Source organism: Aquirufa sp. (genome assembly GCF_044239315.1).
Lineage (GTDB): Bacteria > Bacteroidota > Bacteroidia > Cytophagales > Spirosomataceae > Aquirufa.
Genome location: NZ_JBIIBQ010000024.1, coordinates 29,464 through 43,192 on the forward strand (window position 1 = coordinate 29,464; position 13,729 = coordinate 43,192).

The following is a 13,729-nucleotide window of genomic DNA, read 5'->3' on the forward strand; positions in this document are numbered from 1 at the left end:
GATGAAGAAAATCGACGTCTGTTTATCGCCGGACTTGATCCATTTATATGATTTATCCTCCGTAGCGGTGGTTGTGGTGGATATTTTCAGAGCGACCTCTTGCATGGTGACTGCTTTTGCGAGCGGCGCATCGGAGATTGTTCCCGTAGAGGAGATCGAGTTTTGCCAAGCTTACGGCGCTCGAGGTTATTTGACGGCGGCAGAACGCAACGGGATTACCCCAGCAGGATTCGATTTCGATAATTCTCCTTTTTCTTATCAAGTAGAAAAGGTAAAAGGAGCCAAAATTTGCGTGACTACCACGAACGGCACAGTCGCCATTCGTCGTTCGAGCTCTGCTCCTGCGGTGTATGTGGGGGCCTTTTTGAATATTTCCCGAGTGGCCTCCGCCCTAAAAGACTGGGACGGAAACGCTTTAGTCGTTTGTGCCGGCTGGAAGGGAAAACCAAATTTAGAGGACACATTGTTTGCTGGTGCCTTAATTGATGCATTGACAGGGGTATACGAAGTGGCGGATGATGCTGCGTTGATGGCCTGGAAACAGTATAATCTTGCATCTTATGACTTATTAACAGCCGTGAAAAATTCTTCTCACGTGAACCGTTTATTAGGTTTAGGAATCGAAAAAGATATTGCCTTTTGCCTTGAATTTGATCGGTATTCTGTCCTTCCTAAACTGGAGGGAGATACCCTACGATTAGTATGATTTTATACAGCACCGAGCATAAAAGCCCTAATGTCAGCCTAGAAGAGGCTATTTTCCGTGGTCTTCCCCCGGACAATGGCTTGTATATGCCTACTTCCATCCAACCTTTGCCGGCTTCGTTTTTCGAAACGATACAAGACCGCAGCTTGCCGGAAATTGCGGTTGCGGTGTGTGAAAATTTGCTCGGAGATAGCTTGAGTTCGGCAGATATTAAAAAAATCATCGATCAGTCGATGACCTTCGAGGCACCCATTGTTTCTTTAGAACCGGGTGTGGAGGTATTGGAATTATTCCACGGGCCGTCGATGGCGTTTAAGGATTTTGGCGCGCGCTTCATGGCCGCGATCATGTCTCATTATTTAGTACGATCGAAGCGTGAAATTCGAATTTTGGTCGCCACTTCTGGGGACACAGGTGGAGCGGTAGCACAGGGTTTTTATAATACACCGGGCATCAGCGTAACGATTTTATATCCGACCGGCAAGGTGTCTGATATTCAAGAGAAGCAATTAACGACGTTAGGGGGAAATGTAACTGCTTTGGAAATCGACGGAACATTCGATGATTGCCAAAGACTCGTCAAACAAGCTTTCCTCGACGAAGAACTTCGCGCCGCCTTTGATTTAGCGTCCGCGAATTCCATCAACATTGCCCGTTTAATTCCGCAGTCCTTCTACTACTTCGCAGCCTATGCGCAAGCGAAAAAGAAAGGATTGAATGCCCCTGTTGTGTTTAGTGTGCCGTCAGGGAATTTTGGCAATCTTAGTGCTGGATTAATAGCCTACAGAATGGGTCTTCCGGTAAAAGCTTTCATTGCTTCTTGCAATGAGAACCACCCGGTAGCCGATTATTTGCGTTCAGGAGACTATAATCCCGTTCCTTCAGTAGAAACGATTTCGAATGCCATGGACGTGGGTAGTCCATCAAATTTCATTCGGATGCGCTTACTAGCAGGTGACGAATGGTCGAAAGTCCGTGAGATCATTAAAGGCTATTTTACAAACGATCAGAAGACGAAAGAAATCATGTCTGACGTCTACAACCGCACTGGATACGTCATGTGTCCGCATACGGCAGTGGGATATGATGGCTTGCAACAATACAAAGCAGAATACCCAAGTGATGTGACAGGAATCGTCTTATCGACGGCACATTATGCGAAATTCTTGCCTACAGTGGAAGGAACGCTGGGGGTTTCTGTTCCCGTACCTACCCGCTTAGCGGAGCTTTTAGATAAAACAAAAAAGTCCATCCCCATGGGGACGGACTTCGCTGAATTCAAAGGGTATTTATTACAATAAAGCCTTGAATTTATCTCTTTCTTGGTAAGCGATAACCGCTGATAATACAGTTAAAGCCACTCCTACACTAGGTGTATGAGCTAAGCAAAGTTCAAATAATAAGATATTCACGGTGATAGGAGCTAAAATGGTTAGCCCTAAAGCACGTTTACCCGGAACTAAAATTAAGACCCCACCGATTACTTCTAATGCTTTTACCACTGTCATCATTCCGGATGACATCATAATTCCCATGTAAACACCAGGATCACCCGGGATAGGGGGCATAGGAGTAAAATTAAAGAAGTAGTTCAATCCTCCGAATAAGAAAAGAGCTCCTACAAGTACGGAAGGCAATAAATCGAGTACTTTTTTCATAAATAGTTTTTTGGTTACGGGTAAATTTATAATTATTAATTAAGTGACGCAAAATCTAAGGCCCGTAATTGAATCGTTCGATTACCTAAGTATTCGTTTACTTCCAGGTGATAGACTAGTTTAATGGGCAAACGCTGCTCATAAGCAGTGCATAAGCTGTCATAGAAATCAGCCTTCATCCCAAAGCCCACGACCTCTAATCCCCGCTCATCCGGCGTCGATCCCACATAGATTTTCAAGTGCTCTTCCTTCATCACAAACGGGCTCTTCGTCACAAAAACAGGTCCTGAAACAAAATTTGGCAACATATTACCAGGACCATAGGGTGACAGACGTACTAATAATTTGTCATAAAACGACAGACTTAGTGCCTCCAATGGAATCTGTAAATCTACAGGCAGATCCGCTTTAGGTGAGATATTCGCTAAGCCTTCTTGCGCAATGCGCTCAAACTTTTCAATAAAGGCCTGCAGATTCGATGGCTTTAGATGTAAACCAGCGGCATGCGTATGCCCTCCGAACTGCTCTAATAAATCCGCGCATTCTTCTAAAGCCTGGTGCACATCAAAGCCGCGCACCGAGCGAGCAGAACCCACTAATTGCCCGTGTGATTCCGTTAAAATAATGGTAGGCCTAAAATACTGATCTTGAATTTTGCTGGCTACGATTCCCACCACTCCTTTATGCCAGCTGGGATTAAACAAGACGGTGCTGCGCGCAGATAGCAAGAAATCATTTCCTTCAAACATCGCCAAAGCTTGTGCCACAATCTCTTTTTCCACCACACGGCGATCCAGATTTTGTTGAATGACTGCCTCCGCTAAAGCCTCCGCCTCCTGATCATCCGAAGCTAGCATCAATTTCACGGCTCCATGCGCATGGTCCATTCGACCCGCCGCATTGATAATAGGAGAAATGGAGAAGACTATATCAGAGATCTGAATAGGCGCTTTTTTCTTCGCCTTCTTCAATAAATAACCTAACCCTGGGCACGGATTTGAGCCTAATTTAGCTAGACCGAAAAAGGCTAACACCCGGTTCTCCCCATTCATCGGCACAATATCTGCCGCAATACTGCAGGCTAATAAATCCATCGATTCCCACAGTGGATCGAGTTCTAAATCGTTTGCAATGGCAAAGGCCATCATCAATTTGAAACCAACTCCCGCACCCGTTAATTCCTTGAAGGGATAGGGGCAATCCTTGCGTTTCGGGTCTAAAACCGCGACCGCTTCTGGGATCGTCGCCTCCGGCAAGTGATGATCGCAGATGATAAAATCGATACCGTTTTCATTACACCAGGATACGCGTTCGTGTGCCTTGATACCGCAGTCGAGGGAGATGATTAAGGTATATTCGTTGTCTAGCGCATATTGAATACCTGCCTGTGAAACACCATAGCCTTCCGCATAGCGATCTGGAATGTAGTAGTCACAATCTGCTCCTAAAATACCGGCTAGATAACTATAGACTAAAGTAACAGCTGTGGTTCCGTCCACGTCATAGTCACCATAAATCAAGATTTTTTCCCCGGATTCTAATGCAAGGCCTAGACGCTCTACCGCTTTGTCCATATCCTTCATCAGGAAGGGGTCGTGCAGTTGATTGACCTCTGGAACCATAAAATCTTTCACTTGTTCGAAAGTCTTGATTCCGCGAGAGACTAATAAGGATAAAAAATAGGAGTTCTTGAGTCCCAAAGCCTCGCCTAATGTCTCCACCTCCGCAGCCGGCGGTGCGGATACGTATTTCCAATTCTTTTTAGGCTCCATGTTATAAGATTTCTATTTCTACGCGGCGATTGATTTGGCGTCCTTCCTCTGTTGAATTATCCGCCTTAGGCTTCGATTTTCCATAGCCCTTTGTCCGAATTCGAGATGAATCAATATTTCCATTTAACAAGTAATCCTTCACCGCATTTGCTCGCTCCAAGGAAAGTTTATTATTGATTTCATCCGATCCCGTATTATCTGTATGACCGCTTATCTCAATAATTAAAGCCATATTTTCCTTCATTACTTGTTGAATTCGTTTTAATTCCGGTTCCGATTCTGGTTTTAAGGTGGCCTTTCCTAAGTCAAAAAATAGATTATTTACGGTTGCCGTGCTTCCTTTCACTAGCGGAACCATCGATAGGTCTCGGTCGTCTAATTCAATATAACGGCCACGAACCGTACTTAAATCTAAGTTTATAGAGGTAGGAATTAAGCCTTTGGCCTTCGCCGTAATCCCATAATTCTTCCCATAAGGGAGAACCAATTTGTATTTTCCTGTGTTTGGATCAGGCTTAGCCTGACCTAGGGTTTTTCCTGTCGCTAAATCCTCATAGGTGACAGAGGCGTCATCTGGTACTTTTCCTGTCTTCTGATTTAACACCGAACCAGAAAGCAAGACCACCGGATCCGATTCCTGTGAAGTAACAGAGCGGGTGGATGTAGGTCCAAAACGACTCTCTCCAATTGCCGCATCTGTAGGCGCATTACCCACTTTCCCACCGGCGTCTTTGCCTGTGGACTTATTGACTGAGCCGGGAACTCCCGGCGACTCATTGACTGAGCCTCCAGCAGCTTCGCTGCCCGGAGGCGACTCTAACGCCAGTCGAAATATATCCTTCTTCCCCAGCGACCCTTTGGCTGACATAAAATAAGCATAGTCCCCTTTCGCCGAAATAGAGTAATAAGCGTCATATTCATCCGAATTTACAGGCGGCCCTAAATTTTGTGGCTTACGCCAATTTTGCCATGTGTCATCTAATCGACGGGTCAAATAAATATCCTGACTTCCTTGTCCCCCAGGTCGATCAGAGGAAAAATACAAGGTCTTACCATCAGCAGAAAGAAAGGGGGTGGTTTCAGAGTATTTTGAATTGATCCCATCTCCTAAATCCATGGGACGTGTCCATTTTCCATTTTCCAAAAAGCTCACATAAATATCATCATCCTCACTGTTCTTTTTTCTGGAAAATGCCAATAAAATGGCTTTGCCATCCATCGTTAAATAACCATATTCATTCTTCCCTTTGCTCATTTGCTCATAACCAGGGATATCAATTTTTTGGGGCACTGTCCAACCTCCTGCGGTCTTATTGGCTAAAGAAAATCCTCTAGTTACATAGGATCCGTTCACATAGGCCCCTTTTAATAAGATCGTTTGGCCATCTGGAGAAATAGATAAAATGGTGTTGTATTGATCTCGGTTTAAAATATCTGATAATCGACGGGCCGTACTCCAAGCATTTCCCACTTTTTCAGAAAACCAAATATCTTGAGATCCCGAAATTGTCTCCGAACCCTTCACTCCAAACCGATTCGCAGGATGACTTTTACGCCCAAAATACAGGGTCCTACCATCAGGCGAAATCACCGGATTCAATTCTGCATATTCAGAATTAACGGCGGAGCCTAAGTTCTCAGGGGCTTTTTGGGCCACTAGAAATCCTGAAAACAATAAGAAGAATACTAGTTTTTTCATCCTACGTATATCCACTTTTTCTCCATCTTTTCTGGCTCATAGGCCATGATCCAATCGGCTAATTTCTCCGGGTCTGATTCCACCTGTAAAGCATCCATATTAGGTTGCTTCAAGAAACCTTCATCCACCATGTGCTGAATTTGCTTCAATTGATGATCAAAATACCCATTGATATTAAATACAGAAACCGGCATCTCGTGCAGATCTAATTGCTTCCAGGTGAGAATTTCAAACAATTCATCTAAGGTTCCAAAGCCTCCCGGCATCGCAATCACCCCATCCGCCATATCCGCCATCAGTGCTTTGCGTGTGTGCATTGTATCCGTCACGTGCAGTTCTGGCAAACCCTTGTGCTTAACTTCCCAAGGTTCCATAAATTGAGGAATCACACCAATCGCATGACCACCTAAACGCAAAAACTCATCAGCTAAAACCCCCATCAAACCTACGCTTCCAGCACCGAAAATCACCTGGCAACCATGGGCGTGCAAGGCTTGCGCTAATTTCACCACTTGCTCCGCATAAACCGGATTATGGCCTTTCGAAGACCCACAATAAATCAATATTTTTTTAGACATGTACGATTTGTTTTAATGCTTCCTCGAAGCGAACAAAGGTAAAGGAAAAGGACGCGTCTTTCTCGATTTTTGCTGAAGACACCCGACTTCCACCTAACACTAAACAGGCCATCTCGCCTAAAACCAAGCGAAGTAAAAAGCCAGGAATGGAGGGCAAAAAGAAGGGTTTACGTAAAGCGGACGCAATTTGCTTATTCATTTCGCCTGCCCGAATCGGTTCTGGAGCCACGCCATTATAGACACCTGACAACGTTGGATTTATCAATAACTCGTTAAAAATTCTCACTAAATCGGTAATATGTATCCAGGATTGCCATTGTTTCCCGGAACCTAGATTTGCTCCTACACCCCATCGAATCGGCTTTGAAATCACCGGAAATATTCCGCCCTCTGCACCCATCACTAATCCGATACGGACTTTGGCTAGTCGAATGCCTAGCGTGGCTATTTGGTCTACGGCAGCTTCCCACTGCTTCGTACAGTCCGCTAAAAAATCAAGTCCTACAGGCGAGGTTTCTACACACTCCGCTTCCCCCGTATCCGCTCCATAATATCCGATGGCGGAAGCGGAGACAACCGTTTTAATCGAATGAGGAATGGTGGAAAGTGCTTGATATAAAACCGCTGTACTGCGAACTCTACTATTCACTAATTCTCTTTTTCGGGCAGCAGACCAGCGCTCTTCAGCAATCCCTGCCCCCGCTAAATGTACAATCGCATCTACGCCCTCGAAAGCAGCTGGGTCGATATAACCATAGGAAACATCCCATTGGAAATCGCCACCAGAGCGAGATAAAATCACGACCTCATGACCCTGAGCTAGCAAAAATTGCTTCAGAGCCGCCCCCACAAAACCCGTACCTCCCGTGATCAGTATGCGCATATTAATTTCCTTTTTTAATGGCTTGGTAAATCACTTCATTAATTCCGGTACGGATATTCATATCCGAAATTTTGGAATTATTCCGCGTCGGATACACCCGGTTCGATAAAAACACATAGACTAAATCAGATGCAGGATCGATCCACGTGTAAGTTCCTGTGAAACCAGAATGTCCAAAGCTTTCCGAACTAGCCGAAGCTGCTGCAGAAACGCCCGGCTTATTGCGATCTACCTTGTCAAAACCTACTCCGCGGCGTGCATTTTCTGCTATGCTAAACGGATAAGAAGTCCATTGTTTGATCGTCGATTCTTGAATGAATTGCTGGCCACCGTAGTATCCTTTTTGCAAGTACATCTGCATCAATTTCGCTAAGTCATTCGCATTACCGAACAAGCCCGCGTGACCCGAAATACCCTCTAATAAAGCAGCCCCCTCATCGTGCACCTTTCCGTGAATCAAGGTCTTGCGGAAAAGTGAATCGTATTCTGATGGGACAATACGTGTTAATGGGAAATGCTTTTCTGCCTGATAAACTAATGTCGATGCCCCTAATGGTTTATAAAACGTATCTGATAAGAAATCTGTCCATGGTTTTCCAGTCATACGAGGCGATTCCGAAGGCAATAAATAGTAAGACAAATCCGAATACACATACTCCTTTTTCTCGCGCAAAGGACTCTCCTTAATCGCCGTCATAATCTGCTCTTTCAAGGTCTTATGCGCCCATAAAGTAGGCGCTACTTGCGTCGGATATTCCTCCGATTGCGCATAAGAAAGGGTGAATGGTTTCCAACGCGTTACATCTTTCGTGATGTCCACGTATTCTTTCCACATGGCCTTTTCGTCTTTGATGTTTTTCTTCAAACGGGCCTCGCCTGAAGCAGGGCTTAAGAAACGTTCCACATATTTGTACTTCACATCATCTTGCGTGAATTTTTGCTGGAATTTCTTGCTGTGGAAAATCATATCGGTACTATCAATATAATCCATCCAGAACGGAATCCACGCCTTTAAGCGCGATTGGTGCGTTAATACATCCTCATAAAGTAGACCTGATTTATTTGATTTCGCAAACGAGGGAACCAGTTGTCCCATCGTCGTTTTCAACGAGAATTTGCCCTCATCTTGCCATTTCATGAGCGCCGGAACTGAGGTGGAGATCTTCGTAATAGACGCTAAATCAAAGATATCAGACGTCTTTAATGGAACCTGAGTTTCGTAGATTTGATTGCCAAAAGCTTTGTGGTAAATGACCTTCCCCTCTTTCGCAATCAAGACTACCACTCCCGGAGCGCCTTTCACCGCGATGGCTAATTTCGCCATCGAATCCACTTTCGCATTTAAGTAAGCAGAGGAAATCCCCACTGCCTCTGGCAATAAATTGTATTGCAAACGCGCTAGAGAAGTAGTCGTCAATCCTATTCCTTGCTTATAAGTTGAGTTCAAACTGACGGGCAATTTACCCGTCGCCGGAATCGCCCCAAAGACAATCTCCGCCGCCGCTTCCTGCTGCGTAATACCATCTTGATAAGCGGTCATTAATGCTCCCGCATTCTTCAAGCTATCAAATTGCGTTAGCGTATTCACGTTCGCGAAATGAATTGCTACCGTTTTAGGCGTTGTAAAACGATTCACCAAAGTCTTAATCGCTGGCTTCAAGCTGTAATTGTTCGCTGGACGAATCGAAATGCTGTGAATTCCCATTAAGACCACATCATAGGTTTTTAAGGTATTTTCAATACGCGTAATCATCGTATCTGCACTCGTTTCGTCTAAATAGAAATGAGGCATTTCGACATAATTGTTAGCCATTTTTTGAAACTCCGTAGGGAAAGTAGACCCATAAGAAGGCTTCCCTATCGCAAGGGTTGCGATGCGCGTTTTGTCTAGCGCTTTTATAGGAACCAGTTCCCCTGGATTCTTAATCAACGTAATTGTTTTCTCTGCAAACTCACGATTTAATACCTCCGACTTTATTGGATTCAAATCCTTAATCAAGTTCTCTACGACGATGGGCGAATAGTGGGCGAGACCTGCCCAGGCTTTGGCATTCAAAATACGCTTCACGCGCTGATCAATATCTTCTTGCGAAATTTCGCCATTTGTTAATGCCTTTTTAATCGCCTCAAAAGCCGCTGGAACGTCCACAAACGTCTCTAAAATATCATTCCCCGCTAAAATAGCCCTCACGTTCGCGGTGCCTTCTGGGAACATCTTCGTCGCCCCTTTCATATCCATTGCATCCGTGAAAACGAGGCCCTTAAACTTCAATTCATCCCGCAATAAGCCCGTTACAATCGGTTTTGAAAGCGTGGATGCTAAGGAAGCCGTGGTATCCAAAGCCGGCAAATTCAAATGCGCCACCATTATCCCCTGCAAGTCATTGGCTATCAACTCTTTATAAGGATATAATTCTAAACTATCCAAGCGCGCACGCGAATGATTCAAGACAGGAATATCAAAGTGAGAATCAACACCGGTATCCCCATGACCTGGAAAATGTTTCGCAGAAGTAATGATTCCAGCCTTCTGTAAGCCTTTCATATAGGCCAAAGCCTTCGCCGTCACATCCTCCCGATTCTCCCCAAAAGAGCGGAAGTTAATCACCGGATTAGCTGGATTATTATTCACATCTACTACCGGCGCATAATTAATATGAACCCCAATTCTACGGCATTGCTCCCCGATTTGTACCCCCATCTTCTCAATCAGCGCCGTATTGCCTTGCATCGCGCCTAAAGTCATTTGGTATGGAAAACGGAACGTAGAATCCAAACGCATCGCCAATCCCCACTCTAAATCCATCCCAATAAATAACGGCACCTTCGTCCGGCGCTGCAATTCATTTACTAACACCGCCTGCTTCACTGGATGTCCTTTAAATAGGACAAAGCCCCCCACATGGTAGTCTTTCACGATCGAGTACAAACGCGTCGTATCGTAGGTATCCGCCACATTTCCGCGAGGCATCAATAATTGCCCGATTTTTTGATCTACACTTAAGGAATTAAAAACGGAATCGACCCAATTTTGCTGAGTATGTGGGAATAAATCCTGTGAAAAGGCCTGGAAACTAAAAAGGAAAAGCAGTAATCCGGTGCTGATTTTTTTCATAGCGAGGTTAACGTTCATATAAGGTGTGAAAATACGCTAAATGTGGGAATCTTCTGAAATATCCGGCCTAATTTTTCTGGGTAATTTTCATTCCACGGAAAGCATTCGTAATTTTGGGACTTAAATGATGAACGTATGAGAAAAAAAATTGTTGCAGGTAACTGGAAAATGAACAAAACGGCGCAAGAGGCTTTCGTTTTAGCTACAGAAGTAACAGAATTAGTGAAGTCTAGCGTTTCCGCTGATGTTCAGGTGATTATGTCGACACCTGCTTTGTATTTAACGGGTGTTAATCAAGTAATTGAAGGCATCCCTAACTTAGCTGTCGCAGCCCAAAACTGCCACGAAAAAGCTTCAGGCGCTTACACAGGTGAGATTTCAGCACCGATGTTAGCTTCTGCTGGCGTACAATACGTGATCTTAGGACACTCAGAGCGACGTCAATACTTCGCTGAAACGAATGAGCAATTAGCCGCTAAAACAGACGCTGCTTTAGCGAATGGCTTAACTCCCCTATTTTGCTGCGGCGAAAGTTTAGAAACACGCGAAGGCGCAGATTTCTTAGGCCACGTTGCACAACAATTAACTGAAAGCTTATTCCACTTATCGGCAGAAGAGTTCGGTAAAGTAGTGATTGCATACGAACCTATCTGGGCGATTGGAACAGGCCTTACCGCTTCTTCAGATCAAGCACAAGAGATGCACGCATTCTTACGTGCACATATTGCTAAAAAATATGGCCAAAGCGTAGCCGACAATTGCTCTATCCTATACGGTGGAAGCTGCAACGCGAAAAACGCGAAAGAATTATTCGCTTGCCCAGACGTAGACGGTGGTTTAATCGGCGGCGCTTCGCTGGTGGCGGCTGATTTTATTACGATTGCAACGAGCTACTAAATTTCAAAGCGAAGCTTTGAAATTTAAAGCATAAAGAATAAAGCACAAAGAATAAAGGTGGCATCGCCTGCGGCGATAACATTTATGAAATGTTTAATCACATCTGAATACATAAAAAATGGGGACCGTGGTCCCCATTTTTTATTCCAACTTTATTCTTTGTGCTCTATGCTCTATTCTTTATTTTAGCGTTATGAACCACGTAATCGCATTCGACGCTGACGACACCCTTTGGGTGAACGAACCCTACTTCCGAGAGACAGAAGATAAATTCTGTGCACTTATGGAAGACTACTTGCCCGTTCACACGACAGGTCAAGAGCTCTTCAAAGTAGAAATGAATAACCTCGCTCTGTATGGTTATGGGGTCAAAGGTTTCATGCTTTCCATGGTCGAAACAGCGATTCAAGTGTCGGGAGGCACGATGGGCCTTGATGGAATCGAAAAGATTCTGAATTTAGGCAAAGAGTTATTAGAGCGTGACATCGAAATTCTTCCTAGTGTGGAAGAAGTATTAAAAGCACTTCAAGGGAAATACCGTTTAGTCGTTGCCACCAAAGGCGACCTTTTAGATCAACAACGTAAACTCGCAAAATCTGGATTGGAGCAATATTTCCACCACATCGAAATCATGTCAGATAAGCAGGAAAGCGATTATTTAAAATTGATCAAACACCTCGATGTGGATCCTGCCCATTTCACGATGATAGGCAATTCATTAAAATCAGATATTCTTCCTGTTCTAGCGGTGGGTGGACACGGAATTCACGTTCCTTTCCACACGACTTGGGCCCACGAAGTAGTTTCGCACAAGGTGGAGCATGCGAATTTTAGGGAGGTTATTGAATTGCGGGATGTTTTAAACTATTTGTAAAGAATAAAGCACAAAGTATAAAGAATAAAGATGGCATCGCCTGCGGCGATAGCCTTCGTGAAATGTTTAAATCATTTCTGAATACATAAAAAAAGGGACCGAGGTCCCTTTTTTTAATCCAACTTTATTCTTTGTTCTTTATGCTCTATTCTTTGTAAAAAACGGAAATTTTAAACCCCTTCCGCCACTACTTCCTTCACACCCGGCACCATGCGCGTTAATAGCGATTCGATACCTTGCTTTAGGGTTAACGTAGAAGATGGGCAGCCTGAGCAAGAACCTTGCAATAAGACTTTTACTTGACCTGATGCTTCGTCAAACGAGTGGAACGTGATCGCGCCACCATCGGACTCTACCGCTGGACGAACGTATTCATCTAAGGCTTGCTTGATTTGCTTGATGGCAGGAGTGTCGTTAGATTGATCATCCGCGATCGTAGCTTCTGGTAAAGAGAAAACAGGTTGTTTCTCTTCGAAATACTTCTTTAAATAGGTCTTGATCCCGAATAATTCATCTTCCCAAGCCACTGACTCGGATTTTGTTAAAGTAATGAAGTTGTTCGTGATGAAAACGCGGGATACGAAATCGAATCCGAATAGGGCAACGGCTAATGGGGAGTTTTTCTCCTTCGTTAATCCGTCTGCTGGTTGGGTATAGTCGAATGACATGCCTTCCGGAAGTAGTTCCATATTGAAGACGAACTTCATGGAATGAGGATTGGGCGTAGATTCGGTATATATGTGAATGGTAGTCGAAGTGTTCATGGAGGGGTATTTTAAAATCTAGAACAAAGGTACGGCCTATTTGGTTTCCAAAAAACAAAAAAACCCGGCATTTTCATGCCGGGTTCTCTATGTCTAGCGAAGAAAATTACTCAGCCTTAGCTGCTTTTTTCGCTGGTGCTTTCTTCTCTGCTGTATCAGCTGCTGCTTTCTTTGCAGGAGCTTTCTTTGCTGGAGCCTCTGCTGCTGCTTCTACTGCCGCTTCTGCTACTGGAGCTGGAGCTGCTTTCTTAGCAGGAGCCTTTGCTGGTGCATCTGCTGGAGTTGCGTCAGCTGAAATAGGCAACACGTGAACGTATGAACGTCCTTTGAAACCTTTTTTGAACTTAACAACACCATCTGCTAAAGCAAATAATGTGTGATCTTTACCAACTCCTACGTTTAAGCCAGGGTTGTGAGCTGTACCACGTTGACGAACGATGATATTTCCTGCAATGATTGCTTGACCTCCAAATAACTTAACGCCTAATCGTTTTGAATGTGATTCGCGACCGTTTTTGGATGATCCGGCGCCTTTTTTGTGTGCCATGGTGTTATGTATTTATGCGTTCCGAAGAATCGCTTAGTTTAAGACTTATTTTACGTTAATTGATTCAATCAATACTTTCGTCAAATCTTGACGGTGACCATTCATTTTTTGGTAGGTCTTTCTACGCTTTTTCTTGAAAACTAAAACTTTCTCGCCACGAACGTGTGCAACAATTTTAGCTGTAACAGTGGCTCCAGCTACTGTGGGAGCTCCTACGGAAATTTTTCCGTCATTGT

The 13,729-nt window shown here is 44.3% G+C and carries 12 protein-coding genes and 1 pseudogene; 4 read left to right on the forward strand and 9 right to left on the reverse strand.

All coding sequences use genetic code 11. The features are described 5' to 3' along the window. The first annotated feature begins 1 nt into the window (after nucleotide 1). Together ACILP5_RS09170 and thrC are read left to right on the forward strand one after the other, a co-directional pair. Nucleotides 2-706: a 2-phosphosulfolactate phosphatase gene (locus ACILP5_RS09170; protein WP_395618357.1), complete on the forward strand. Its 705-nt coding sequence runs from the start codon at nucleotides 2-4 to the stop codon at nucleotides 704-706. After that, nucleotides 703-2,007, forward strand: coding sequence for a threonine synthase (thrC, locus tag ACILP5_RS09175; protein ID WP_395618358.1), 1,305 nt, complete (start codon nucleotides 703-705; stop codon nucleotides 2,005-2,007). The genes ACILP5_RS09170 and thrC overlap by 4 nt, the downstream gene beginning before the upstream one ends. Here the strand turns inward: thrC and ACILP5_RS09180 are convergent. From ACILP5_RS09180 to ACILP5_RS09205, 6 genes are read right to left on the reverse strand one after another with little or no spacing between them, the layout of a single operon-like run. Continuing rightward, entirely contained in the window at nucleotides 1,999-2,364 is a 366-nt protein-coding gene (locus tag ACILP5_RS09180; protein WP_395618359.1) for a hypothetical protein, read from the reverse strand. The two genes, thrC and ACILP5_RS09180, sit on opposite strands and share 9 nt — an antisense overlap. A 35-nt stretch (nucleotides 2,365-2,399) precedes the next feature. Further along, nucleotides 2,400-4,136: a single-stranded-DNA-specific exonuclease RecJ gene (gene recJ, locus ACILP5_RS09185; protein ID WP_395618360.1), complete on the reverse strand. Its 1,737-nt coding sequence runs from the start codon at nucleotides 4,134-4,136 to the stop codon at nucleotides 2,400-2,402. A 1-nt stretch (nucleotide 4,137) separates the two neighbouring features. Continuing rightward, nucleotides 4,138-5,835: an OmpA family protein gene (locus tag ACILP5_RS09190; RefSeq protein WP_395618361.1), complete on the reverse strand. Its 1,698-nt coding sequence runs from the start codon at nucleotides 5,833-5,835 to the stop codon at nucleotides 4,138-4,140. Continuing rightward, nucleotides 5,832-6,413 carry a TIGR00730 family Rossman fold protein gene (locus ACILP5_RS09195; protein ID WP_130895520.1) on the reverse strand — a complete coding sequence of 194 codons (582 nt, stop codon included), beginning with the start codon at nucleotides 6,411-6,413 and terminating at the stop codon, nucleotides 5,832-5,834. The genes ACILP5_RS09190 and ACILP5_RS09195 overlap by 4 nt, the downstream gene beginning before the upstream one ends. Next, complete coding sequence (locus ACILP5_RS09200) at nucleotides 6,406-7,296, reverse strand: TIGR01777 family oxidoreductase (RefSeq protein ID WP_395618362.1); 891 nt, start codon at nucleotides 7,294-7,296, stop codon at nucleotides 6,406-6,408. Before ACILP5_RS09200 ends, ACILP5_RS09195 begins: the two co-directional genes overlap by 8 nt. Nucleotide 7,297: 1 nt before the next feature. Next, a complete protein-coding gene (locus ACILP5_RS09205; protein ID WP_395618363.1) occupies nucleotides 7,298-10,411 on the reverse strand; it encodes a glycoside hydrolase family 3 N-terminal domain-containing protein in 3,114 nt (1,037 codons plus the stop codon). A gap of 135 nt (nucleotides 10,412-10,546) precedes the next feature. On the opposite strand from ACILP5_RS09205, the gene tpiA reads away from it, so the two are divergent. Next, nucleotides 10,547-11,308, forward strand: a complete 762-nt coding sequence (tpiA, locus tag ACILP5_RS09210; protein ID WP_395618364.1) for a triose-phosphate isomerase — start codon at nucleotides 10,547-10,549, stop codon at nucleotides 11,306-11,308. Between the two features lie 193 nt (nucleotides 11,309-11,501). After that, on the forward strand, nucleotides 11,502-12,182 hold the full coding sequence (locus ACILP5_RS09215; protein ID WP_395618365.1) for an HAD family hydrolase: 681 nt from the start codon (nucleotides 11,502-11,504) through the stop codon (nucleotides 12,180-12,182). A 170-nt stretch (nucleotides 12,183-12,352) separates the two neighbouring features. Here the strand turns inward: ACILP5_RS09215 and ACILP5_RS09220 are convergent, their stop codons facing one another. The 3 genes and pseudogenes from ACILP5_RS09220 to rplU form a co-directional block, all read right to left on the reverse strand. Beyond that, nucleotides 12,353-12,946: a NifU family protein gene (locus tag ACILP5_RS09220; RefSeq protein ID WP_395618366.1), complete on the reverse strand. Its 594-nt coding sequence runs from the start codon at nucleotides 12,944-12,946 to the stop codon at nucleotides 12,353-12,355. A 289-nt stretch (nucleotides 12,947-13,235) separates the two neighbouring features. Further along, nucleotides 13,236-13,493 (reverse strand): annotated as a pseudogene (gene rpmA / locus ACILP5_RS09225) (50S ribosomal protein L27); the annotation flags it as partial. Between the two features lie 45 nt (nucleotides 13,494-13,538). Beyond that, a partial coding sequence (rplU, locus tag ACILP5_RS09230) for a 50S ribosomal protein L21 (protein ID WP_395618367.1) occupies nucleotides 13,539-13,729 on the reverse strand: 191 nt, incomplete at its 5' end.